The organism is Microbacterium sp. T2.11-28 (assembly GCF_950097975.1).
Classification (GTDB): domain Bacteria; phylum Actinomycetota; class Actinomycetes; order Actinomycetales; family Microbacteriaceae; genus Microbacterium.
Map to the genome: position 1 here is coordinate 190,047 of NZ_CATNHF010000012.1, position 20,431 is coordinate 210,477.

A 20,431-nucleotide genomic window follows, 5' to 3' on the forward strand; every position below is an offset into this window, starting at 1 on the left:
CGGTCAGTCGGCGCCGAAGTCGAACGACGCCGACTCGGAGGCCTCGTCGACCGCCTCGGCGAGCTCCTCGCGCTTCACGTCGAAGGGGAGCGCGTGTCCGGTGATCTCGGCCGAGCCCCCGGTCGCGAGCTCGCCGACGAGTTCGGCGGTCGCGCCGCCGATGAGTCCGAGACCGGCGTACTGCTCGAGCCGGGCGCGCGAGTCGGCGATGTCGAGGTTGCGCATCGTCAGCTGTCCGATGCGGTCCACCGGGCCGAAGGCCGCGTCGCCGACCCGCTCCATCGACAGCTTCTCGGGAGAGTACGACAGGTTGGGGCTCGTGGTGTCGAGGATCGTGTAATCCTCGCCGCGCCGCAGCCGCAGGGTCACGGTGCCGGTCACGGCGGAGCCGACCCAGCGCTGGATCGACTCGCGCAGCATGAACGACTGCGGCTCGAGCCAGCGGCCCTCGTACATGAGGCGACCGAGGCGGCGACCCTGCTCGTGGTAGGTGGCGAGGGTGTCCTCGTTGAGGATGCCGTTGACCAGGCGCTCGTAGGCGATGAACAGCAGCGCCATGCCCGGCGCCTCGTAGATGCCGCGCGACTTCGCCTCGATGATGCGGTTCTCGATCTGGTCGCTCATCCCGAGGCCGTGACGGCCGCCGATCGCGTTCGCCTCCTGGACGAGCGCCACGGCATCCGCGAACTCGACGCCGTTGATGGCCACCGGGCGGCCCGCCTCGAAGGTCACGGACACGTCCTCGGTCTCGATCTCGACCGCCGGATCCCAGAAGCGCACGCCCATGATCGGGTCGACGATCTCGAGCGACACGTCGAGGTGCTCGAGCGTCTTCGCCTCGTGGGTCGCGCCCCAGATGTTCGCGTCGGTGGAGTAGGCCTTCTCGACCGAGTCGCGGTACGGGAAGTCGTGGGCGACGAGCCACTCGCTCATCTCCTTGCGTCCGCCGAGCTCGGTGACGAAGTCGGCGTCCAGCCACGGCTTGTAGATGCGCAGGGCGGGGTTGGCGAGCAGGCCGTAGCGGTAGAACCGCTCGATGTCGTTGCCCTTGTAGGTGGAGCCGTCGCCCCAGATGTCGACGCCGTCCTCCTTCATCGCGCGCACGAGGAGGGTGCCCGTGACGGCGCGGCCGATCGGCGTCGTGTTGAAGTAGGTGCGGCCGCCGGAGCGGATGTGGAACGCCCCGCACGCGAGCGCGACGAGACCCTCTTCGACCAGCAGCGGCTTGCAGTCGATCAGGCGCGACGCCTCGGCGCCGTACTGGAGCGCACGACCGGGGATCGACGCGATGTCGTCCTCGTCGTACTGGCCGAGGTCGCCGGTGTAGGTGAAGGGCACCGCGCCCTTGTCGCGCATCCAGGCGACCGCGACGGACGTGTCGAGGCCTCCCGAGAAGGCGATGCCGACGCGCTCGCCGACGGGCAGGGACTGAAGGACCTTCGACATGCGCTCAAGTCTACTGAGGCCGCCGCGGCGCGATCGGCCGCGTGACGGCGGCACCGACGCGCTTCAGTCGGTCACGGGGACGACGAGGCCGCCCCAGGTCTCCTGCTCGTAGTCGGCGGTCTCCTGCGAGGTGAGCAGGTCGTACAGCGCGGTGATGCGGGGGTCGTCCGCGAGCTCGGGACGCGTCGCGAGCACGTTGTAGTAGTCGCTGTCCGAGCCCTCGATGAGGATCGCCTGCTCGGCGGTCAGGCCCGCGGGCAGCGCGAAGCTGATGGTGACGAACGCGGTGTCGACATCGGGCAGCGCCTGCGGCAGCGTGGCGTTCTCGATCTCCTGGAACTGGAAGCCGCGCGGATTCGCGATGATCCCCGAAAGGTCCACGACGTCGTCGGCGGCCTCGATGAGCCCCTCGGCGGCGAGCATCTTCAGGGCGCGGCCCTCGTTCGTCGGATCGTTGGGGATGGCGATCGACGCGCCGTCCTCGAGCTCGTCGAGGCTCGAGATCTTCGTCGAGTAGAACGCGGCGGTCGGGAGGTACGCCTCGCCGACGCTGACCAGGTCGGCGCCCGCGTTGGTGTTGAAGTTCTCCAGGAACGTGGCGTTCTGGAACAGGTTGGCGTCGATCGATCCGTCGGCGAGCGCCGTGTTGGGCGTGTTGTAGTCGGTGAAGGGGACGAACTCGATCGTCAGGCCGAGCTCGGCCGCCCCGTTCTCGGCGACGTGCTTCAGGATGTCGCCGGCGGGCGTCTGGAGCGCCCCGACCTTGAGGGTGCCGAGGTCGTCGCCTTCCGCCTCGGGTGCGGTGCCGGTGGTGCCGCCGGCGCAGCCGGTCAGCAGGACGGCCACGGCGGCGGCCGCGGCGAGCAGGGGGAGTGTGCGGGTCATGTCGGGTCCTCTCAGAATGCCGCGGTCGCGGCGGGCGTGGTGGAACGGGGCGTGCGCCGGGCGAGGCGGCGGGCGCCCCAGGTGGCGAGCGACTGCAGGATCATGACGATCGCGAAGATGATCACGATGACCGAGACGATGTGGATCCAGCTGTACTGCTGGTAGCCGTAGCGGATGGCGACGTCGCCGAGGCCCCCGCCGGCGACGGTGCCGACCATGGCCGAGAAGTTGATGATCGAGGTGACCGTGGTCGACAGGCCCAGCAGCATCGGCGGCGCGGCCTCGGGCAGCAGCACCTTCGTCACGAGCTGCCAGCGATTGGCGCCGAGAGAGGACGCCACCTCGAGCAGCCCCGGATCGACCTCCTTGATCGCGATCTCGACCATGCGCGCGAAGAACGGGATCGCCACCACCGAGAGCGGGACGATGGCCGCCGTCGGCCCGATGAAGGTGCCCACCACGACCCGCGTGAACGGGATCAGCGCGACCATGAGGATGATGAACGGCACAGACCGGCCGAGGTTCACGATGAAGTCGAGCAGCCTGTTGATCACGATCCCGAGCCGCCTCGACCCGAACGGCGCCTCGAGGAACCGGCCCTGCTCCGTGCCGACGAGGACGACCCCGAGCGGCAGGCCGACGATGACGGTCGCCAGCAGCGCGAACCCGACCATGTAGAGGGTCTGGCCCGTGGCGACCAGGAGCACGGAGAACAGCTGATCGTTCATGCCGCCGCCCCCGTCCGCAGGACCTCGACGAGCAGGCCCTGACCGCGGAGGTCGGCGACGACGGCGGAGGCCGCCGCGCCCGGCACCTCCAGCCTCGTGCGTCCCGCCTGCGTGCCGCCGATGCGCTCGATCAGCGCACCGAGGATCGACACGTCCAGGCCGTGGTCCCGGGCGAGCTGCGCGATGACGGGGCGGTCGGCGGTCCCGCCGGCGAAGGTGATGTCGATGACCGTCGCCTCGGCGGGGACCGAGTCGGGGATGGGACCCAGCGGGAACAGCTGCGCGGTGAGCCGGGACCCCGGGGTGCGGATGAGATCGACGAGGCGTCCGCTCTCCACGACGCGGCCGGCCTCGACGAGCGCCGCCGAGTCGCACACCGCCTTGACGACGTCCATCTCGTGCGTGATCAGCAGCACGGTGAGGCCGAGCTCGGCGTTGATGCGGCGGTACAGCTCGAGGATGGATGCCGTCGTCTCGGGGTCGAGCGCGCTCGTCGCCTCGTCGGACAGGAGCACGCGCGGACGCGCCGCCAGCGCGCGGGCGATCCCGACGCGCTGCTGCTGACCGCCGGACAGCTCGTGGACCGAGGCGTCGGCGCGGTGGCTGAGGCCGACGAGGTCGAGCATCTCGAGCGCGCGCTCGCGGCGCTCGGCGCGCGGCGTGCCGTCGAGCTCCAGGGCGAGCTCGACGTTTCCGCGCACGGTGCGGCTCCCGAGCAGGTTGAAGCGCTGGAAGACCATGCCGATCCGGCGGCGGGCGGCGCGCAGCTCGCCCTCGCCCAGGGCGGTGAGCTCGGCGCCGTCGACGGTGACCGTGCCGGCATCCGGACGCTCGATGAGGTTCACGAGGCGCGCGAGGGTGCTCTTGCCCGCCCCGCTCTGGCCGACGATGCCGAAGATCTCTCCGGTCGGGATCGTCAGCGACACGTCGTCGACCGCGGCGACACCGCCGTATCGCTTGGACACGTGTTCGAGCGCAATCACGCGGGCAGGCCTCTCTGCTGGGGGGCGCGCCCGGTGGAGCGTCGACGCGTGCTCCGAGTCTTGCGGGGCACCGGCGCCATCGGCGAATCGCTGTTACGCCCTGTGTCGTCGCCGCTGGACGCGGGTGCGCCCGTGCGTCAGGAGGTGACTGTGACCGGCTCCGCCGCAGCGGCGCGCCGCCGGCCGATCCAGACGGTGAACGCGCCGACCGCGACGAACGCGATCGAGATGCCCGCGATGTACACGAGCACGGACGGCCACCCGCCGGGGTTGTTGGGGTTGAGGAACGGATACGGGTACCACCACGGGTCGCCCGTCGCCGGGTTGGTCACGAGCGGCCCGCGCAGGAGCGTGTACGTCACCCATACGAGCGGGAAGGCCAGCACCACGAGCACCGACCGCCACGGCAGATCGCGCCGACGCGGGCCGAACAGCAGGTCGAGGAGCAGGAACAGCGGGCCGATCAGGTGCAGCACCTCGTTCGACCAGGGCACGGGCTCGCTCCCCTGCGGCAGGGTGATGCCGCGCAGGAGCAGGTTGTAGACGATCCCGGTGATGATCATCGCCGTGGTGGCGCACGCCAGAGCCGTCGCGAGGGCCGGGCTCTCGACGGCCGTCCGGTCGCGCCGTCGCGCGTCGATCCCCGCCCACAGCAGCACCGACGCCGCGAGCACGTTGGAGAGGATCGTGAAGAAGCTGAAGAAGTTGGCGATCACGGTGCCGAGATCGCGGCCCAGCTCGACCGTCGTGGCGACCGATGCCACCAGCTGGGTGACCACGGCGGCGACGATGACGAGGCCCATCACGAGCCGCAGGATCGACCACGTCGTCGTGAATGCCGGGGAGCGCATGAAGGGAGGCTACTGGGTGTCGGGGCGTATCGGGGAGCACTCGATAGAATGGGGACTCACCGTCCATCCACGGGGGAGCATCCATGCCAGGCATCGTCATCGTCGGAGTCCAGTGGGGGGACGAGGGCAAGGGCAAGGCCACCGACCTCCTCGGTGAGCGGACCGACTGGGTCGTCAAGTTCAACGGCGGCAACAACGCCGGGCACACCGTCGTCATCGGCGACGAGAAGTACGCCCTGCACCTGCTGCCCTCCGGCATCCTCTCCCCGGGGGTGAACGCGGTGATCGGCAACGGCGTGGTCATCGACCTCGAAGTGCTCTTCGCCGAGCTGTCCGCGCTCGCGGCCCGCGGGGTCGACATCTCGCGACTCAAGGTGAGCGCCAACGCGCACGTCATCACCCAGTACCACCGCACCCTCGACAAGGTGACCGAGCGCTTCCTCGGCAAGCGGATGATCGGCACCACCGGCCGCGGCATCGGCCCGAGCTACGCCGACAAGATCAACCGCGTCGGCATCCGCATCCAGGACCTCTTCGACGAGAACATCCTGCGCCAGAAGGTCGAGGGCGCCCTCGACCAGAAGAACCACCTGCTCGTGAAGGTCTTCAATCGCCGCGCGATCAGCGTCGACGAGATCGTCGAGGACCTCCTGTCGTACGCCGACCGGCTGCGTCCGATGGTGTGCGACACCGGCCTGCTGCTGCACGAGGCCCTCGACGCCGGCGACGTCGTCGTCTTCGAGGGCGGCCAGGCCACCATGCTCGACGTCGACCACGGCACCTACCCGTTCGTGACGTCGTCGTCTGCCACCGCCGGCGGCGCGGCGACCGGCTCGGGCGTGGGACCGAACCGCCTCGACCGGATCGTCGGGATCGTCAAGGCCTACACGACGCGCGTCGGCTCGGGTCCCTTCCCGACGGAGCTGTTCGACGACCAGGGCGAGTGGCTGCGCACGCGCGGGTTCGAGTTCGGCACGACGACCGGTCGCCCGCGCCGCGTCGGCTGGTACGACGCCCCGATCACCCGGTATGCGACGCGCGTGAACGGCATCACCGATCTCGTGCTGACCAAGCTCGACATCCTCACCGGGCTCGACGAGATCCCGGTGTGCGTCGCCTACGACGTCGACGGGCAGCGCTTCGACGAGGTGCCCGTCAACCAGAGCGACTTCCACCACGCGAAGCCGATCCTGGAGTACTTCCCCGGCTGGAAGGCCGACATCTCCGGTGCGCGCACCTTCGAGGACCTGCCGCTGGAGGCCCAGGACTACGTGCTCGCGCTCGAGGCGATGAGCGGCACGCGGATCTCGGTCATCGGCGTCGGCGCCGCGCGCGACGCCGTGATCGTGCGACACGACCTCATCGACTGACGCGTGCGCTTCTTTCTGGGCGCGTACACGGACGACGGCGACGGCGCGGCCGCGGGCATCGGGGTGCTCGACGCGGGCGACCCGGACGGACCGCTCGCCGGCGGGCAGCTGTCGGTGCGCGCCGACGCCGTCCGCATCGGGGGCTCGCCGTCGTGGCTGGCGTGGCATCCGACGCTGGACGTGATCTACGCCGCCCGCGAGGGCGACGGCACGGTGCAGGCGTTCCGCCGCACCGGACCCGCATCCTTCGCCCCGCTCGGGCGACCGGTCGAAGCGGGCCCGCTGGTCTGCCACGTCGCGGTGGACCCGTCGGGCGCGTGGCTGGTCGCCTCGTGCTGGGGAGACGGACGGGTGGTGCGGATGGCGTTGGACGCCGAGGGCGCCCCGGTGTCGGCGCGGGTCGCCGAGCCGCGCGAGGACCTGGATGCCGAGGACGGCATGTTCCGGCAGGGACCCTTCGACGGGCTCGAGGGCGTCGACGGGCTCGAGGGCTTCGGCGGGGTCGGGGATCGACATGGCCCCGAGGATCGACGCGGGGTCGGGGATCGACATGGGGCCGGGGATCGACGTGGGGCCGAGGAGCGGGTGTCGCGGGCGCACCAGGGGCGCTTCGTCGGCGCGCGGACCCTGGTCACCACCGACATGGGCCTCGACCAGGTGCGCTTCTGGCACGCCGCCGGCGACGGGCTCCGCGAGGTCGACCGGATCGTGCTGCCGTTCGGCTCCGGGCCGCGTCACACCGTGTGGCACCCCAGCGGCCATCTGTACGTCGTCACCGAGCTGTCCCACGAGGTGTTCGTGCTCTCGCCGCCCCGCGACGGGCACGGCTGGCGCGTCGTCGGCGGCACGCCCCTGACAGCGGCGGCCGTCCCGGGCGCCGACTTCGCCGCCGAGATCGCCCTGTCGCGCGACGCCGGATTCGTCTACGTCGGGCTCCGGGGATCCGACACGATCGCCACCCTGCGGGTGCGCGGGGCCGGTGCCGAGCTGTCGCCGGTCGCGCTCGTGGAGGCGGGGGTCACCTGGCCGCGCCACCACGTCATCGCCCGCGACACCCTGCTCGTGGCCGGTCAGCGCTCCGACGAGGTGGCCTCGCTCGGACTCGACGAGCGGACCGGAGTGCCCGGCCGCGTCCGTCACCGGGTCGCCACCCCGTCGCCGAGCTGCCTGCTGCCCGATCGCGCCTGAGCGGGCCCGACGCGTCGCCGACCCGTGGGAGCGGTGCGCCGCCGGCGGCTAGATCTTCGCGTCCTGGCGCGGGATCCACACCTTCTTGATGATCAGGAGGATGGACGCCGTGACCGGGATCGCGATGAGGGCGCCGAGCAGGCCCATGAGGGTACCGCCGACGAGTGCGCCGATCACGACGAGCGAGCCCGGCACCGAGATGGTCTTGTTCATCACGCGCGGCGTGGCCACGTATGCCTCGAGCTGCATGTAGACGAGGTACACGCCCGCGAACACCAGGGCCGACAGCGGACTGGTGAACAGCGCCACCACCGAGCCGATGCCCCAGAACAGCACCGTTCCCACGAGAGGGATGATCGTGATGCAGAACGCGACCACCGCCAGCAGCAGCGGGAAGGGCAGCCCGAGCACCGAGTAGAGGATGAACGTCGTGATCGAGTTCAGCAGCGCCAGGATGACCATGCCGCCGAGGTAGCCGCCGACCGAGGCCGTGATCTCCTCGGTGAGCTCGGCGGTCAGCGCACGGTTGCGCGCCGGCACCAGGCGGTTCAGCGCGCGCTTCATCTCGGGCAGCGACGCCAGGAAGTACAGGCTCAGCACGATGATGATGATGATCCCCGAGATGGTGGTGCCGATCGAGATGCCGACCTGCAGGACACCCCCGCCGATCGCGGCGATGTGGGAAGGGTCGCTCAGGAAGCGCTGGATCTCGCTGAGCAGCGCCGGCACCTGGTCGCCGAACTGATCGCGTGCCCACAGATAGAACTCCGTGCGCTGGAACCCGGCGACCGTCGAGGGCAGGTCGCGGATGAACTGCGCGATCTGCCCGACCACGGTGGGGATGATGAGCCACAGCACACCCACCATCACGAGGGCGAACACGAAGTAGACGATGACGATGCCCCACGTGCGACCGATGCCCCGCTGCTCCAGCCGCCGCACGATCGGATCGAGCCCGAGCGCGGCGAACAGCGCGAACGCGATGTAGATCCAGATGGTCGCCAGGTCGGCGAAGGCCGACGAGAGGCCGACGGCGAGCAGGCCCCCGAGCACCAGCAGGAAGCCGACCGCGAAGGGCCGCTGCAGGATCGCGCCCACAGAGCGGATCGGCTCGGCCGGCGAGAGGGACGGGTCGGCGGGAGTCACGGCCGAGGCGCGGGGGGCGGGAGCATCGGCCGCCTTCGCCCGGCGGCGCGCGGCGCGGCGCGGGACACGGCCCGGATCCCGGGGAGCTTCGGTCATGGTCACACTCTAGGGGCGGCTCCCCGCCGGGTGCATCGGCTCCTGCGCGGCGCGTGGCGGTAGGGTCGGGCGGGGAGGAACCATGACCGACGACATGACCCAGGCCGCCGCTCGCCTGCAGAGCCTGCGCGCCAGCATCGACAACGTCGACGCCGCGCTCATCTTCCTGCTCGCGGAGCGGTTCCGCTGCACGAAGCAGGTCGGCGTGCTCAAGGCCGAGCACGGGATGCCGGCCTCCGATCCCGCCCGCGAGGAGCAGCAGATCGCGCGCCTGCGACGCCTGGCCATCGACGCCGACCTCGATCCCGAGTTCGCCGAGAAGTGGTTCAACTTCGTCGTCGCCGAGGTCATCCGCCATCACACGGCGGCGGCCGGACGCGACTGACGCGCCCGGCCGCGGTCGGCGTCCCGGTCGGTCAGGGTGTCGCCCGGCGGAGCGGCGCGAACGACAGCGCACCGACGACGACGGCGACCACCAGCGTCCACGCGGCGATGCCCGCCGTCCCCTGGGTGGCGATCCATGCCCCGACCGCCGGCCAGCCGTCCGCGCGTCCGATCAGCCACCCCACTCCCACCAGCGACAGGCCGATGCCGACGAGCAGCACCGTGAGCCCGACGCTGCCGAAGCGCTTGTAGAAGGTCGCGGAGCCGAACCCGATCATGAAGAACAGCATCGGGACGGCGAAGTACAGCAGCCATGCCGCGGCCGGTCCCGCATCCCAGATCCAGCCGATCGAGAAGAAGTAGCCCTCCATGCCCCAGCCGCCGGTGGCGCGCTCGACGAAGGCGCCCCCCACATAGATCGACGCCAGCAGTGCCGAGGTGAGGATCGCGGTGAGCGTGGTGCCGAAGAAGTACTCCCGGCGCGTGACGCTCATCGCCTGCGAGAACGGGAAGGTCAGCGTCAGCGCCTGCACGCCCACGACGCCGAAGTACCAGTACACGGCCTGCGCGCCGCCGCTGTACTTCTGGCCCCCGAACGGCACCATCGACCAGATCAGCAGCGTGAGGACGAACGAACCCGCGAGCACGATCAGCGGCACCCACACGTAGGTCTGCTTGTTGATCAGCTGCAGACGTACGACGTTCCAGGTGCGGTTCATCACAGGACTCCTTCCGCTGCCGCGGGCTGCGCGGTGTCGGCGTGCTGGGTGGTGCGGACGATGAGCTGCTGCAGCGAGACGGGCGCGATGTCGAGCCCTTCGGCGGCGACGCGGGCGCGATCGGCGTCGGTCAGCTCGCCGAGGACGGTCACCGACGTCACCCGGCCGAGGCTCTCTCGATGGATCACCTCGCGACCGGCGACGAACGACTCCACCCGTGCGGTGTCGCCGACGATGTTGGCGGCGCGGCCGCGGACGGCGTCGGTCTCCTCGTCCATGAGGATCCGGCCCTTGTCGATGACGATCACGCGCTCGAGGAGGTTCGAGACCTCGTCGATCAGGTGACTCGACAGGATGATCGTGCGGGGATGCTCCGCATAGTCCTCGAGCAGGCGGTCGTAGAACAGCTGACGAGCCACCGCGTCGAGGCCCAGATACGGCTCGTCGAAGAAGGTGATCTCGGCCCGGGACGCCAGGCCGATGATGACGCCGACGGCGCTCAGCTGACCGCGCGAGAGCTTCTTGATCGTCTTCTTCATCGGGAGCTGGAACTCGGCCACCAGCCGATCGGCGAGCTCCTGGTTCCACCGGGGGAAGAAGAGACGCGCCATGCGCAGCGCGTGGGTCGCGGTGGCGTCATCGGGGTACTTCTGGCTCTCGCGGACGAAGCACATGCGGCTGAGGACCCGCGCGTTCTCGTACGGGTGCTCCCCGAAGATGCGCACCTCGCCGCTCGTCGCGAAGTTCTGCGCCGTGAGGATCGACATGACGGTCGTCTTGCCGGCGCCGTTGCGGCCGAGGAGGCCGTAGATCGTGTCCTTCTCGATGGAGAAGCTCACGTCATCGGCGGCGACCGTGTCGCGGTAGCGCTTGGTGAGGTTCTTCACCTCGATCACGGTGGTCATCGTGCGGTTCCTTCCGTCGTGGTGCGGGCCGCGCGCTCGGCCAGGAGTCGCGCGACGTCGTCGGGGCCGAGGCCGAGGGTGCGGGCCTCTGCCAGGAGCGGATCGAGGTAGCGGTCGGCGAACGCCGCGCGCCGCTCGCCCAGCAGCAGCTCGCGCGCGCCGGGCGAGACGAACATGCCGATCCCGCGGCGCTTGTGCAGCACGCCCTTGTCGGTGAGCATCGCGATTCCCTTCGCGGCCGTGGCGGGATTGATGCGGTAGAAGGCCGCGAGCTCGTTCGTCGAGGGCGCCTGCGCGTCCTCCGCGAGCGATCCGTCGAGGATCGAGTCCTCCACGCTCTCCGCGATCTGCAGGAAGAGCGCGCGTCCTTCGTCGATCATCCGGCCCTGCCTCCTTGGTTACTTACTTGACTAACTAACCATGCAACGGCAGAGGCTGGATGTCAACCCCTCCTCGGCCATGTCCCACTTCCGGCTGATTCCGGACCTCGAATCCGACCGGATGTGGGACACGACGCGCGGAGAGTGGGACATCCTCGGTTTGCGGGTTGCTCTCGGGCTCGTTACGTTGGAAAGAGGGCCGAGAGGCCCCGACGACCAGTCCGCGGCTGCTCGAGCCGAGCGTCTCCGACGCCGCACGAGCGGGCGTACGGTCGGCGGTCTGGGCGACGGACCCGATGTGCGTCGCCGGAGCGCGACGTCCCCCGCGTCCGATGATGAGACGCGCGGCGGGTCGCGCCGGTGACCGTCACCCGGGCGTAACCGATGCTGTCGCGCGTGCGCGACCGCCGAGGTGAAGCACGTGATCGCACCCACCCCCGCATTGGAGGCGAAGGGCCTTTTCAAGGTCTTCGGCCGCAACCCCCGAGAAGGCGTCCGCCGGCTACGCGCCGGCCAGTCCCGCTCCGAGATCGCCGACGTCGGCACCGCCGCGGTGATCGACGCCGGCTTCACCGTGAACCCCGGTGAGATCTTCGTCATCATGGGCCTGTCGGGCTCCGGCAAGTCCACCATCATCCGCATGCTGAACGGACTGCTCGCGCCCACGGCGGGCGAGGTCCTCGTGGGCGGACGCAGCGTCACCGCCGCCTCGCCGTCCGAGCTGCGCGACATCCGCCGCTCGTCGGTGTCGATGGTCTTCCAGCACTTCGCGCTCCTTCCCCACCTCACGGTGCTCGACAACGCCGCGTATGCGCTGGAGATCCAGGGCGTCGGCCGCGCCGAGCGCCGCCGCCGTGCGCAGGAGATCCTCGATCGCGTCGGCCTCGGCGACCGTGCCGACGCCATGCCCGACGAGCTGTCGGGCGGCATGCGGCAGCGGGTCGGGATCGCCCGGGCCCTCACCGCCGGCACCGACATCCTGCTGATGGACGAGGCCTTCTCGGCGCTGGACCCGCTGATCCGCCGCGAGATGCAGGAGCAGCTCGTCGAGCTGCAGCGCGAGCTGGGCCGCACGATCGTCTTCATCACGCACGACCTCAACGAGGCGATGTTCCTCGGCGACCGGATCGCGGTCATGCGCGACGGCCGCATCGTGCAGAACGGCACGCCCGAGGAGATCCTCACCGACCCGGCCAACGACTACGTCGCGCAGTTCGTGCAGGACGTGGATCGCGCCCGCGTGCTAACCGCCGGCTCCGTGATGGAGCCGCCGCACCTCACCACGCCGCTCACCGCCGGGGTGCGCGGCGCGCTGCGGACGCTCCGCTCCCAGCAGGCCGGTGCCGTGTTCGCGACAGAGAACCGCCGGCTGGTCGGCGTCGTCACCGACCGCGCCGTCATCCGCGCCGTGAAGGCGGGGCAGACGGACCTCCGCGAGATCGTCGACGCATCGGTGCCCACGGTCGGACCCGACGACCTGCTGACCGACATCGTCGAGACGGCGGTCGAGGCCACCGTGCCGCTGGCCGTCGTCGATGCCGAGCGCCGCCTGCTCGGGGTGATCCCGCGGGTCACGCTCCTCGCCGCGCTCGGCAACGTGCCGGCGATCACGCGGGAGATGCCGATCATCCAGACGCCGATCGACATGGTCGCCGAGTTCACCACGCTGGTCGATGCGGCCGCCGCTGCTCCGCCGGCGGAGCCCGCGATGGACGGGGGTGCCCGCTGATGGAGCAGTTCGAGCAGCTCATCCGCATCCCGCTCGGCCAGTGGGTGCGCAGTCTCATCGACTTCCTCAAGGAGTACCTCGGCGGTCTGTTCGACGCGATCGCGACGGTCTTCACGTCGATCTACGACGTCGCGGCCTGGGTGTTCACGACACCCCCGTTCTGGGCCGTCATCGTCGTCTTCGCCGCCGCCGCCTGGCTGGTGAAGGGCTGGCGGCTCGCCGTCGGCACCGTGCTCGGCTTCGTCGTGATCCTGGCCGTTGACCAGTGGGAGAACGCGATGCTGACGCTCGCGCTCACCATCGTCGCCGTGCTGATCGCGACGGCGATCGCGATCCCGCTCGGGATCTGGGCCGCTCGCTCGCAGACGGTCTCCCACGTGGTCCGGCCCGTGCTGGACTTCCTGCAGACGATGCCCGCCTTCGTCTACCTGCTGCCGGCGATCTTCCTCTTCAGCGTCGGCGTGGTGCCCGGCATCGTCGCGACGATCATGTTCGCGATCGCCCCCGGAGTGCGGCTGACCGAGCTCGGCATCCGCGGCGTCGACCCCGAGGTCGTCGAGGCCGGGCAGGCGTTCGGCGCGACGCCTGGCCGCGTGCTGCGCCAGATCCAGCTGCCGCTGGCACTGCCGTCGATCATGGCGGGGATCAACCAGATCATCATGCTCTCGCTGTCGATGTCGGTCATCGCCTCGATGGTCGGCGCGCCCGGCCTCGGGCGGCCCATCGTGCAGGCGCTCAGCTCCGTCAACGTCCCCCTCGGCTTCGAGGCGGGTCTGGCGGTCGTCATGATCGCGATGATCCTCGACCGCCTCACCGGCGCCCTCGGATCGCGGCGCCCCTCCCGGCGCCCCGCCGCCACGGCGCGCGCGGCGAGCGACGCCCCCTCCGACGCGGTCGTCCCCGCCACCGCCTGAGTCCCCCGGAACACCGGCGCGTCCGTCCGTCGCGCCGGCGGCCCGTGGCATTCCTGCGGGCCTCCCCACACCCGTGACACAGCACACGGGAGGAAAGGAAGAACATGAACAAGCGACACCTCCTGAGCACCCTTGCGCTCGGATCCGCCGCCGCCCTCGCCCTGACCGGCTGCGCCGGTTCGACCGGCGACGACGCAGCGGCCTCGAAGGAGATCACGATCGGCGTCTTCAACGGCTGGCCCGAGGGCGAGGCCGTCTCGTACCTGTGGAAGCTGATCCTGGAGGACGAGGGCTACGACGTCGACCTCGAGTACGCGGACGCCGGGCCGGTGTTCCAGGGCGTCGCGGGCGGCGACTACGACGTGGCGCTCGACGGCTGGCTGCCGATGACCCACGCCGCCTACTTCGAGCAGTTCGGCGACGACATCGTCGACCTCGGCTCGTGGAACGACGACGCCAAGCTCACGGTCGCCGTGAACGCGGACGCCCCCGTCGAGTCGCTGAGCGACCTCGCCGCCGCGGCCGACCAGTTCGACAACCGCCTCATCGGCATCGAGCCGGGCGCCGGCCTCACCGCCGCCACGCAGGACGAGGTCATCCCGACCTACGGCCTCGACGGCATGGACTTCGTCACCTCGTCGACGCCCGCCATGCTCGCCGAGCTCGACAGCAAGCTCGCCGCCGGCGAGAACGTCGCGGTGACGCTGTGGCGTCCGCACTGGGCCTACGACGCGTACGACATCAAGGACCTCGCCGACCCCGAGGGCACCCTCGGCGACGCGGAGTCGATCCACACCTTCACCCGCACCGGGTTCGAGACCGATCACCCCGAGGTGAACGAGTGGCTCGCGGAGTTCCGCATGGACTCCGAGGTGCTGTTCTCGCTCGAGAACGTCATGTACAACACCGGCGAGGACGTCACCGACTACACCGACATCGTGCGCCAGTGGATGACCGAGAACCAGGAGTGGGTGGACTCGCTCACCGCGTGAGCCGCGTCCCTCTTCGCCGAACCGACACGCTCCGCCCGAGCCGACACGTCCCGCACGTCGCGGAGCGTGTCGGTTCGGCGTTTACGTGTCGGCTCGCGGGGCCTCGGCAGCCGGGACCTCGGAGGCGGGGAGTTCGAGGGCGACCTTCTTCTCGAGCACGACGATGGCCTCGTCCGAGAGGGAGATGAGGCCGTCGAGCTCCCGGCGGGCGCGCTTGTACGCGCTCTGCCGCTCGGCGGGTGTCGCCGCTTCGTCGACGGCGACCGACAGCAGCTGCTTCGCCGTCGCGAGGCGCTTGCGCTCGGCCTCGCTGAGACCGCTTGTGCTCTGGCGGCGGGCGTCACGCTCGGCGAGCTCGAACGCCACCTCGTAGTCGGTCACGGCGGCGCGGTACTCGGCGACCTGCTCGGGCGTCACCTTGGCGGACGCCGAGGCGGGACGCGCGCGGTCGGCGACCTTCTTCGCCTTCAGGAACGCGGCCGTGAGCGGCTGGCGACCATCGCTCATGGCGGGATAGTCGATGAGCTTGGCGACATCGAGCTCGTACTCGAGCCAGCGCGCGGTGACGTCGTCGTGCGTCTCGAACAGCTTCTGCAGCTGGTCCGGCAGCGGCGACGGGCGCGTGATCGGCTGCGGTTCCGAGGAGTGGGCGACCGCCTTGTGGCCGGCCTGCACGGCCTTCAGCTCGCCCTTGACCCGCAGCAGCTCCAGCCGCCGGTTGTGCCGGCGGGTGGCGAGGTAGTCCCAGCGCTTCACGGCGGCGCCGGCCACGCCCATCAGCGGGAAGGCCAGCCACCAGTAGTGGCCGAGGAAGGTGAGGATCTGATCCACTCGCCCGACCCTACCCTTCCGTCGTCGGGGGACGCGTCCGCGAGCGCGCCGGAACGGGCCAGACCGGCTCGGGGCCGGAGGTGGACCCCGGACGCCGCCGGGGTTCGCCCGCGGACTCGGGATCGCCCGCGGCCTCGGAATCGGTGGGGCCGCGGTCCTGGTCGTGCGCCGGCGGCCGGGGAGCTGCCTGCGGGGAGGGCGACGGCCGACGACCGTCCGCGGACGACAGCCGCGCATCCAGGGCGGATGCCGCCGCCTCCGCGGCCCGGGTGAGCGCCTCGGTCGAACGGGCGACCGCCGTCTGGGCGAGCACCGACCAGGGTGCTGATCCCGGTTCGGCGGGCGCGTCGCCCGTCGTGCTGCGCGGCGGTGCCGATGCGCCGGCCGGGGCGGTGCCCGCCGCGCGCGCCTGGCGCCACGCCTCCTTCTCGGCGGCGTCGAACGCCCGCTCCAGCCGCTGCACCGCATCCCGGTACGCCGCGAACTGCGCCGCCGCCACCTGCGATCGAGCGACCTGCGTCGGCGTCGGCCGCAGGCTCGAGGCCTCCGCGCGCACCGTCAGATACGCGGCGGTCAGCGGCTGCCGGCCGTCGCTCATCGCCGGGAAGGCGAGCACCCGTGCGGCATCGGTCTCGTACTCCATCCACCGTGCGGTCACCGCGTCGTGGGCGGCGGTGAGGCGGGCCAGCGGCAGCTCCTCGGTCGCCGAGGCCCCGCGGGCCGCATGGGAGAGTGCGGCGCGTGCAGCGGTCATCCGCGCGCGTCCCGCCCGCACGGCCGCCGTGGCTGCGCGGGCCTCGCGCTGGGCGGACTGCAGCTCGAGCCGCGCTGCGGCCACATCGGCGGCGGTTGCGTGCGACGCGGTCCGCTCGGCCTGCACCCGCGCGAGGTCGGCGCGGGCCACCCGGGCGGCGCCGCGGGCGGCGACGGAGCGCTGCCGGGCGATGCGCAGCTCGTGCTTGGCGGCCTCGTGCGCGAGGCGCCGGGCGCGCTCGGAACGCTGGTGCCGAAGCCCCAGCCATCCGAGCCAGCCGGCGGTGCCGGTTCCGATCACGGCCGGCCCCAACCACCAGAACTCGGCGATCGTCGTCCAGACGAGCGGGTCCATGTCCTCATGCTAACCAGCATGGCTGAATCCCCACCGGGCGTCTCGGGTCGTCTCCGCGGCGCCGTGTCCCATTTCCGGTCGGTCGCGTGGGCGAGGAACGACCGGAAATGGGACACGTGCCGCCGATGAGGGGACATGCGTCCGGTGCGTGCGAACCGGCGGGGACGGGGCGGGGGCTCAGCCGAAGAGCAGGGCCAGGACGGTGGCGCCGCCGCCGACGAGGATCAGCGACACGATCGCGATCCACGCGACGATGCGGGTGCGGCGCGTGCGCGCCTCGTTCATGCCGGCGTACTCGTCGGGTTCGGGAGACGACTTCGACAGGCTCATGCGCCCACCTCCTGGATGACATCGCCGAAGACCGCAGGCAGCGTGCCGCGCGACGTCTCGCGCAGCTGCGACAGCGGGATCGTGAACACGTCCTGCACCTCGAGCGCGGGCTCGTCGCCGTCGGCGGCCGGGTCGGTCACGCCGATGCGGAGCACGGGGTAGCCGCGGCCCTCGCAGAGGCCGCGGAACTTGACGTCCTCCTCGCGGGGCACCGAGACGATGACGCGGCCCGTGGACTCGCTGAACAGCGCGGTCGCGGCATCCACGCCGTCGCGCTCCATGATCTCGCGCAGCCACACGCGGGCGCCGACGCCGAAGCGCAGGACGCCCTCGGCGAGCGCCTGGCCGAGACCGCCTGCCGACAGGTCGTGCGCGCTGGAGACGAGCTCCTGCTGCGATGCCGCGTGGATCAGCTCGGCGAGCTTCTTCTCCTGGGCGAGGTCGACCGCCGGCGGGCGTCCGCCGAGGTGGTCGTGGACCGTGCCGGCCCATGCGGAGCCGCTGAGCTCGGTGGCGGTCACGCCGAGGAGGTAGATGTTCTCGCCGGCGTCCTGCCAGCCCGACGGGATGCGGCGGGCGACATCGTCGATGATGCCCAGCACGCCGACCACCGGGGTCGGGAAGATCGGCTGGTCGCCGGTCTGGTTGTAGAAGCTCACGTTGCCGCCGGTGACCGGCACGCCGAGCTCGAAGCACGCGTCGGCGAGGCCATCGACGGCCTGCCCGAACTGCCACATGACCTCGGGGTTCTCGGGGCTGCCGAAGTTGAGGCAGTCGGTGACGGCGGTGGGCACCGCGCCGGTGACGGCGACGTTGCGGTACGCCTCGGCGAGGGCGAGCTGCGCGCCAGCGTACGGGTCGAGCTGGCAGTAGCGGCCGTTGCAGTCGGTGGCGATCGCGAAGCCCAGGCCCGACTCCTCGTCGACGCGGATCATGCCGGCGTCGTCGGGGAAGCTCAGGGCCGTGTTCCCCATGACGTAGTAGTCGTACTGGTTGGTGATCCACGAGGTGTCGGCCAGGTTCGGGCTCGACAGCAGCTGCAGGAATTGCGTGCGCAGCGTCTCGGGGTCGTCGGTGCGGGGCAGGGCGGATGCCGAGTCGTCGCGCAGCGCGTCGATCCACGTCGGATAGGCGACGGGGCGCTCGTAGACCGGGCCGTCGACGGCGACGGTCGAGGGGTCGACGTCGACGATCTGCTCGCCGTGCCAGAAGATCTGCAGGCGTCCGTCGCCGGTGACCTCGCCGAGCACGCTCGTCTCGACCTGCCACTTGTCGACCACGGCGAGGAACGCGTCGAGCTTCTCGGGCGCGACGATCGCCATCATGCGCTCCTGGCTCTCGCTCATGAGGATCTCCTCGGGCGTGAGCGACGGGTCGCGCAGCAGCACGTTCTCGAGGTCGACGCGCATCCCGCTGCCGCCGTTGGCGGCCAGCTCGCTCGTCGCGCACGAGATGCCGGCGGCGCCCAGGTCCTGGATCGCCTCGACCAGCTCATCCCGGTACAGCTCCAGGCAGCACTCGATGAGCACCTTCTCGGCGAACGGGTCGCCGACCTGCACGGCCGGACGCTTGGTCGGGCCGCCGTCGGCGAACGTGTCGGAGGCGAGGATCGACGCGCCGCCGATGCCGTCGCCGCCGGTGCGCGCACCGAACAGCACGACCTTGTTGCCGGCGCCCGAGGCGTTCGCGAGCTTGAGGTCCTCGTGGCGCAGCACGCCCACCGCGAGCGCGTTGACGAGCGGGTTGCCCTGGTAGACCGAGTCGAACACGGTCTCGCCGCCGATGTTGGGCAGTCCGAGGCAGTTGCCGTAGAACGAGATGCCGCTGACGACGCCGTGCACGACGCGCGCCGTGTCGGGGTGGTCGATGGCGCCGAAGCGCAGCTGATCCATGACCGCCACGGGGCGGGCGCCCATCGAGATGATGTCGCGGACGATGCCGCCGACACCCGTGGCGGCACCCTGGAAGGGCTCGATGTAGCTCGGGTGGTTGTGCGACTCGACCTTGAAGGTCACCGCCCATCCCTCGCCCACGTCGACGACGCCCGCGTTCTGCCCCATGCCGACCATCAGGCGCTCGCGCATCTGGTTGCTGACCTTCTGTCCGAAGCGGCGCAGGTAGATCTTGGACGACTTGTAGGAGCAGTGCTCGCTCCACATCACCGAGTACATCGCCAGCTCGCCGCTGGTGGGGCGGCGGCCGAGGATCTCGCGGATGCGGTCGTACTCGTCCGGCTTGAGGCCCAGTGCGGCGTACGGCTGCTCGCGCTCGGGAGTGGCGGCGGCGTTCTCGACGGTGTCGGCAACGGCAGAGGGGGCAGGGGTGCTCACGCGGCTGGGCTCCAAGACTCGGGATGCCGGCGGGGGATCGGCCTCCAGTCTAGTTCGCGGCACCGCGCCGCCGCCGCCCTCCGCTGCTCATGCTCATGCTCATCCGCCGAGCCGACACGCTTCTACCGAGCCGACACGCTGCGTGCGGTTCATACCGTGTCGGCTCGCACGGCGCGTGTCGGCTCGGCGGCTGCGGTGGGGGGCCGGGGCTCAGGCCTCGTCGATGACGCCGATGCCGGTCGCCTGATGGCTGGGCTCGGAGTCGTCGTGCGCGGGTGCCTTCGGCTCCTCGCCCGGCGCCTTCTCGGTGCTGGGCTCCTCGAGCTCGGCGGTCGAGGGCACCTCGGCCTCCGTTCCGCTGTCGGCGGCGGGAGCCTCGTCGATCGCGGCGTCGGCGGTGCCGTCCGCGTCGGACGTGGACTCGGTCGCGTCGGGTGTCGACTCGGTCGCGTCGGGTGTGGACTCGGTCGTGTCGGGTGTGGACTCGGTCGCGTCGGGTGTCGATTCGGTCATGGCGCATCCCTCTCTCGACGGCGCAGGACCCCGCGCCGATGTGGACTCGTGCCGTCAGTGTCACTCCCCGGCATCCGCCGCGGTACGGGGTTGACACCGCGCGCCGAGCCGACACGGTCCCGCCGAGCCGACCCGAATCCACACGACCGCATCCAGGCGGCGCGCGCGCACCGTGTCGGCTCGGCGGCGGGGAGAGGGGCCGCGGGGGCGGGGGCGGAGAAACGGCGGCGAAACGGGCGTAGCCTCGGCCCATGACCCGGGCGATCCTCGAGGCGCGATTGCGCGAACTCGATACGGCGCTGGCGCGACTGGACGCCGACGACGCGTCGCTGCGTCACGACCGCGCCGACGCGACGGCCGACGACGAGCACGACCCCGAGGGGTCGACGCTGTCGGGCGAATGGCAGCGGGTCGACGCCCTCCGCCGGGCCCGGCTCGATGAGCGCGCCGAGGTGCTCGCCGCACTCGACCGGGTGGAAGCCGGCACGTACGGCATCTGCGCCGTCTGCGGCCGGCCGATCCCGGCGGCGCGGCTCGAGGTCCGCCCGATGGCGACGACCTGCGTCGCCTGCGCGGCAGCCGTCTGACGCCCACGAGACTGCC

21 protein-coding genes are annotated in these 20,431 nt (G+C 71.1%); 7 read left to right on the top strand and 14 right to left on the bottom strand.

What is annotated here, in order from left to right:
• Nucleotides 1-3: 3 nt before the first annotated feature.
• From argG to QQZ13_RS07990, 5 genes are all read right to left on the bottom strand, one after another.
• A complete protein-coding gene (argG, locus tag QQZ13_RS07970) occupies nucleotides 4-1,446 on the bottom strand; it encodes an argininosuccinate synthase (protein ID WP_284528488.1) in 1,443 nt (480 codons plus the stop codon).
• 63 nt (nucleotides 1,447-1,509) lie between these two features.
• On the bottom strand, nucleotides 1,510-2,331 hold the full coding sequence (locus QQZ13_RS07975; protein WP_284528489.1) for a MetQ/NlpA family ABC transporter substrate-binding protein: 822 nt from the start codon (nucleotides 2,329-2,331) through the stop codon (nucleotides 1,510-1,512).
• 11 nt (nucleotides 2,332-2,342) lie between these two features.
• A complete protein-coding gene (locus QQZ13_RS07980) occupies nucleotides 2,343-3,059 on the bottom strand; it encodes a methionine ABC transporter permease (protein ID WP_284528490.1) in 717 nt (238 codons plus the stop codon).
• The gene (locus QQZ13_RS07985; RefSeq protein WP_284528491.1) at nucleotides 3,056-4,042 is read right to left on the bottom strand and encodes a methionine ABC transporter ATP-binding protein; all 987 of its coding nucleotides are present in this window, start codon (nucleotides 4,040-4,042) and stop codon (nucleotides 3,056-3,058) included. The genes QQZ13_RS07980 and QQZ13_RS07985 overlap by 4 nt, the downstream gene beginning before the upstream one ends.
• A 137-nt stretch (nucleotides 4,043-4,179) precedes the next feature.
• Nucleotides 4,180-4,893 carry a Pr6Pr family membrane protein gene (locus QQZ13_RS07990; protein WP_284528492.1) on the bottom strand — a complete coding sequence of 238 codons (714 nt, stop codon included), beginning with the start codon at nucleotides 4,891-4,893 and terminating at the stop codon, nucleotides 4,180-4,182.
• Nucleotides 4,894-4,976: 83 nt separating this feature from the next.
• Here QQZ13_RS07990 and QQZ13_RS07995 point away from each other — a divergent pair, with 83 nt between their 5' ends.
• Together QQZ13_RS07995 and QQZ13_RS08000 are read left to right on the top strand one after the other, a co-directional pair.
• Complete coding sequence (locus QQZ13_RS07995) at nucleotides 4,977-6,263, top strand: adenylosuccinate synthase (RefSeq protein WP_284528493.1); 1,287 nt, start codon at nucleotides 4,977-4,979, stop codon at nucleotides 6,261-6,263.
• Nucleotides 6,264-6,266: 3 nt separating this feature from the next.
• Nucleotides 6,267-7,451 (top strand): beta-propeller fold lactonase family protein, encoded by a 1,185-nt coding sequence (locus QQZ13_RS08000; RefSeq protein WP_284528494.1) that lies wholly within the window; start codon nucleotides 6,267-6,269, stop codon nucleotides 7,449-7,451.
• Nucleotides 7,452-7,499: 48 nt separating this feature from the next.
• Here the strand turns inward: QQZ13_RS08000 and QQZ13_RS08005 are convergent, their stop codons facing one another.
• Complete coding sequence (locus tag QQZ13_RS08005) at nucleotides 7,500-8,693, bottom strand: AI-2E family transporter (protein ID WP_284528495.1); 1,194 nt, start codon at nucleotides 8,691-8,693, stop codon at nucleotides 7,500-7,502.
• A 94-nt stretch (nucleotides 8,694-8,787) separates the two neighbouring features.
• Between QQZ13_RS08005 and QQZ13_RS08010 the strand changes: the two genes are divergently transcribed.
• Nucleotides 8,788-9,078, top strand: coding sequence for a chorismate mutase (locus QQZ13_RS08010; RefSeq protein WP_284528811.1), 291 nt, complete (start codon nucleotides 8,788-8,790; stop codon nucleotides 9,076-9,078).
• A 31-nt stretch (nucleotides 9,079-9,109) separates the two neighbouring features.
• Here QQZ13_RS08010 and QQZ13_RS08015 read toward each other — a convergent pair whose 3' ends face one another.
• From QQZ13_RS08015 to QQZ13_RS08025, 3 genes are read right to left on the bottom strand one after another with little or no spacing between them, the layout of a single operon-like run.
• Nucleotides 9,110-9,796, bottom strand: coding sequence for a hypothetical protein (locus QQZ13_RS08015; RefSeq protein WP_284528496.1), 687 nt, complete (start codon nucleotides 9,794-9,796; stop codon nucleotides 9,110-9,112).
• A complete protein-coding gene (locus QQZ13_RS08020) occupies nucleotides 9,796-10,701 on the bottom strand; it encodes an ABC transporter ATP-binding protein (RefSeq protein WP_284528497.1) in 906 nt (301 codons plus the stop codon). The genes QQZ13_RS08015 and QQZ13_RS08020 overlap by 1 nt, the downstream gene beginning before the upstream one ends.
• A complete protein-coding gene (locus QQZ13_RS08025; protein WP_284528498.1) occupies nucleotides 10,698-11,081 on the bottom strand; it encodes a GntR family transcriptional regulator in 384 nt (127 codons plus the stop codon). Before QQZ13_RS08025 ends, QQZ13_RS08020 begins: the two co-directional genes overlap by 4 nt.
• Nucleotides 11,082-11,493: 412 nt before the next feature.
• On the opposite strand from QQZ13_RS08025, the gene QQZ13_RS08030 reads away from it, so the two are divergent.
• The 3 genes from QQZ13_RS08030 (at nucleotide 11,494) to QQZ13_RS08040 (ending at nucleotide 14,716) form a co-directional block, all read left to right on the top strand.
• Complete coding sequence (locus QQZ13_RS08030; protein WP_284528499.1) at nucleotides 11,494-12,810, top strand: glycine betaine/L-proline ABC transporter ATP-binding protein; 1,317 nt, start codon at nucleotides 11,494-11,496, stop codon at nucleotides 12,808-12,810.
• On the top strand, nucleotides 12,810-13,724 hold the full coding sequence (locus QQZ13_RS08035) for a proline/glycine betaine ABC transporter permease (protein ID WP_284528500.1): 915 nt from the start codon (nucleotides 12,810-12,812) through the stop codon (nucleotides 13,722-13,724). Before QQZ13_RS08030 ends, QQZ13_RS08035 begins: the two co-directional genes overlap by 1 nt.
• Nucleotides 13,725-13,828: 104 nt before the next feature.
• Nucleotides 13,829-14,716 carry a glycine betaine ABC transporter substrate-binding protein gene (locus tag QQZ13_RS08040; RefSeq protein ID WP_284528501.1) on the top strand — a complete coding sequence of 296 codons (888 nt, stop codon included), beginning with the start codon at nucleotides 13,829-13,831 and terminating at the stop codon, nucleotides 14,714-14,716.
• Between the two features lie 81 nt (nucleotides 14,717-14,797).
• Here QQZ13_RS08040 and QQZ13_RS08045 read toward each other — a convergent pair whose 3' ends face one another.
• From QQZ13_RS08045 to QQZ13_RS08065, 5 genes are all read right to left on the bottom strand, one after another.
• Nucleotides 14,798-15,547 (bottom strand): hypothetical protein, encoded by a 750-nt coding sequence (locus QQZ13_RS08045; RefSeq protein WP_284528502.1) that lies wholly within the window; start codon nucleotides 15,545-15,547, stop codon nucleotides 14,798-14,800.
• A gap of 10 nt (nucleotides 15,548-15,557) precedes the next feature.
• Nucleotides 15,558-16,655 (bottom strand): hypothetical protein, encoded by a 1,098-nt coding sequence (locus QQZ13_RS08050; protein WP_284528503.1) that lies wholly within the window; start codon nucleotides 16,653-16,655, stop codon nucleotides 15,558-15,560.
• Between the two features lie 177 nt (nucleotides 16,656-16,832).
• On the bottom strand, nucleotides 16,833-16,985 hold the full coding sequence (locus QQZ13_RS08055; RefSeq protein ID WP_284528504.1) for a hypothetical protein: 153 nt from the start codon (nucleotides 16,983-16,985) through the stop codon (nucleotides 16,833-16,835).
• Nucleotides 16,982-19,315, bottom strand: a complete 2,334-nt coding sequence (gene purL / locus QQZ13_RS08060; protein WP_284528505.1) for a phosphoribosylformylglycinamidine synthase subunit PurL — start codon at nucleotides 19,313-19,315, stop codon at nucleotides 16,982-16,984. Before purL ends, QQZ13_RS08055 begins: the two co-directional genes overlap by 4 nt.
• Before the next feature lie 210 nt (nucleotides 19,316-19,525).
• Nucleotides 19,526-19,828, bottom strand: a complete 303-nt coding sequence (locus QQZ13_RS08065; protein ID WP_284528506.1) for a hypothetical protein — start codon at nucleotides 19,826-19,828, stop codon at nucleotides 19,526-19,528.
• Nucleotides 19,829-20,079: 251 nt separating this feature from the next.
• Here QQZ13_RS08065 and QQZ13_RS08070 point away from each other — a divergent pair, with 251 nt between their 5' ends.
• On the top strand, nucleotides 20,080-20,415 hold the full coding sequence (locus tag QQZ13_RS08070) for a TraR/DksA C4-type zinc finger protein (RefSeq protein ID WP_284528507.1): 336 nt from the start codon (nucleotides 20,080-20,082) through the stop codon (nucleotides 20,413-20,415).
• The last annotated feature ends 16 nt before the right edge of the window (nucleotides 20,416-20,431 follow it).

Coding starts and splice junctions, on each gene's coding strand:
- argG (WP_284528488.1), bottom strand. CDS start 1,446: ATGTCGAAGGTCCTTCAGTCCCTGCCCGTCGGCGAGCGCGTCGGCATC.
- QQZ13_RS07975 (WP_284528489.1), bottom strand. CDS start 2,331: ATGACCCGCACACTCCCCCTGCTCGCCGCGGCCGCCGCCGTGGCCGTC.
- QQZ13_RS07980 (WP_284528490.1), bottom strand. CDS start 3,059: ATGAACGATCAGCTGTTCTCCGTGCTCCTGGTCGCCACGGGCCAGACC.
- QQZ13_RS07990 (WP_284528492.1), bottom strand. CDS start 4,893: ATGCGCTCCCCGGCATTCACGACGACGTGGTCGATCCTGCGGCTCGTG.
- QQZ13_RS07995 (WP_284528493.1), top strand. CDS start 4,977: ATGCCAGGCATCGTCATCGTCGGAGTCCAGTGGGGGGACGAGGGCAAG.
- QQZ13_RS08005 (WP_284528495.1), bottom strand. CDS start 8,693: ATGACCGAAGCTCCCCGGGATCCGGGCCGTGTCCCGCGCCGCGCCGCG.
- QQZ13_RS08010 (WP_284528811.1), top strand. CDS start 8,788: ATGACCCAGGCCGCCGCTCGCCTGCAGAGCCTGCGCGCCAGCATCGAC.
- QQZ13_RS08015 (WP_284528496.1), bottom strand. CDS start 9,796: ATGAACCGCACCTGGAACGTCGTACGTCTGCAGCTGATCAACAAGCAG.
- QQZ13_RS08020 (WP_284528497.1), bottom strand. CDS start 10,701: ATGACCACCGTGATCGAGGTGAAGAACCTCACCAAGCGCTACCGCGAC.
- QQZ13_RS08025 (WP_284528498.1), bottom strand. CDS start 11,081: ATGATCGACGAAGGACGCGCGCTCTTCCTGCAGATCGCGGAGAGCGTG.
- QQZ13_RS08035 (WP_284528500.1), top strand. CDS start 12,810: ATGGAGCAGTTCGAGCAGCTCATCCGCATCCCGCTCGGCCAGTGGGTG.
- QQZ13_RS08040 (WP_284528501.1), top strand. CDS start 13,829: ATGAACAAGCGACACCTCCTGAGCACCCTTGCGCTCGGATCCGCCGCC.
- QQZ13_RS08050 (WP_284528503.1), bottom strand. CDS start 16,655: ATGGACCCGCTCGTCTGGACGACGATCGCCGAGTTCTGGTGGTTGGGG.
- QQZ13_RS08055 (WP_284528504.1), bottom strand. CDS start 16,985: ATGAGCCTGTCGAAGTCGTCTCCCGAACCCGACGAGTACGCCGGCATG.
- QQZ13_RS08065 (WP_284528506.1), bottom strand. CDS start 19,828: ATGACCGAATCGACACCCGACGCGACCGAGTCCACACCCGACACGACC.
- QQZ13_RS08070 (WP_284528507.1), top strand. CDS start 20,080: ATGACCCGGGCGATCCTCGAGGCGCGATTGCGCGAACTCGATACGGCG.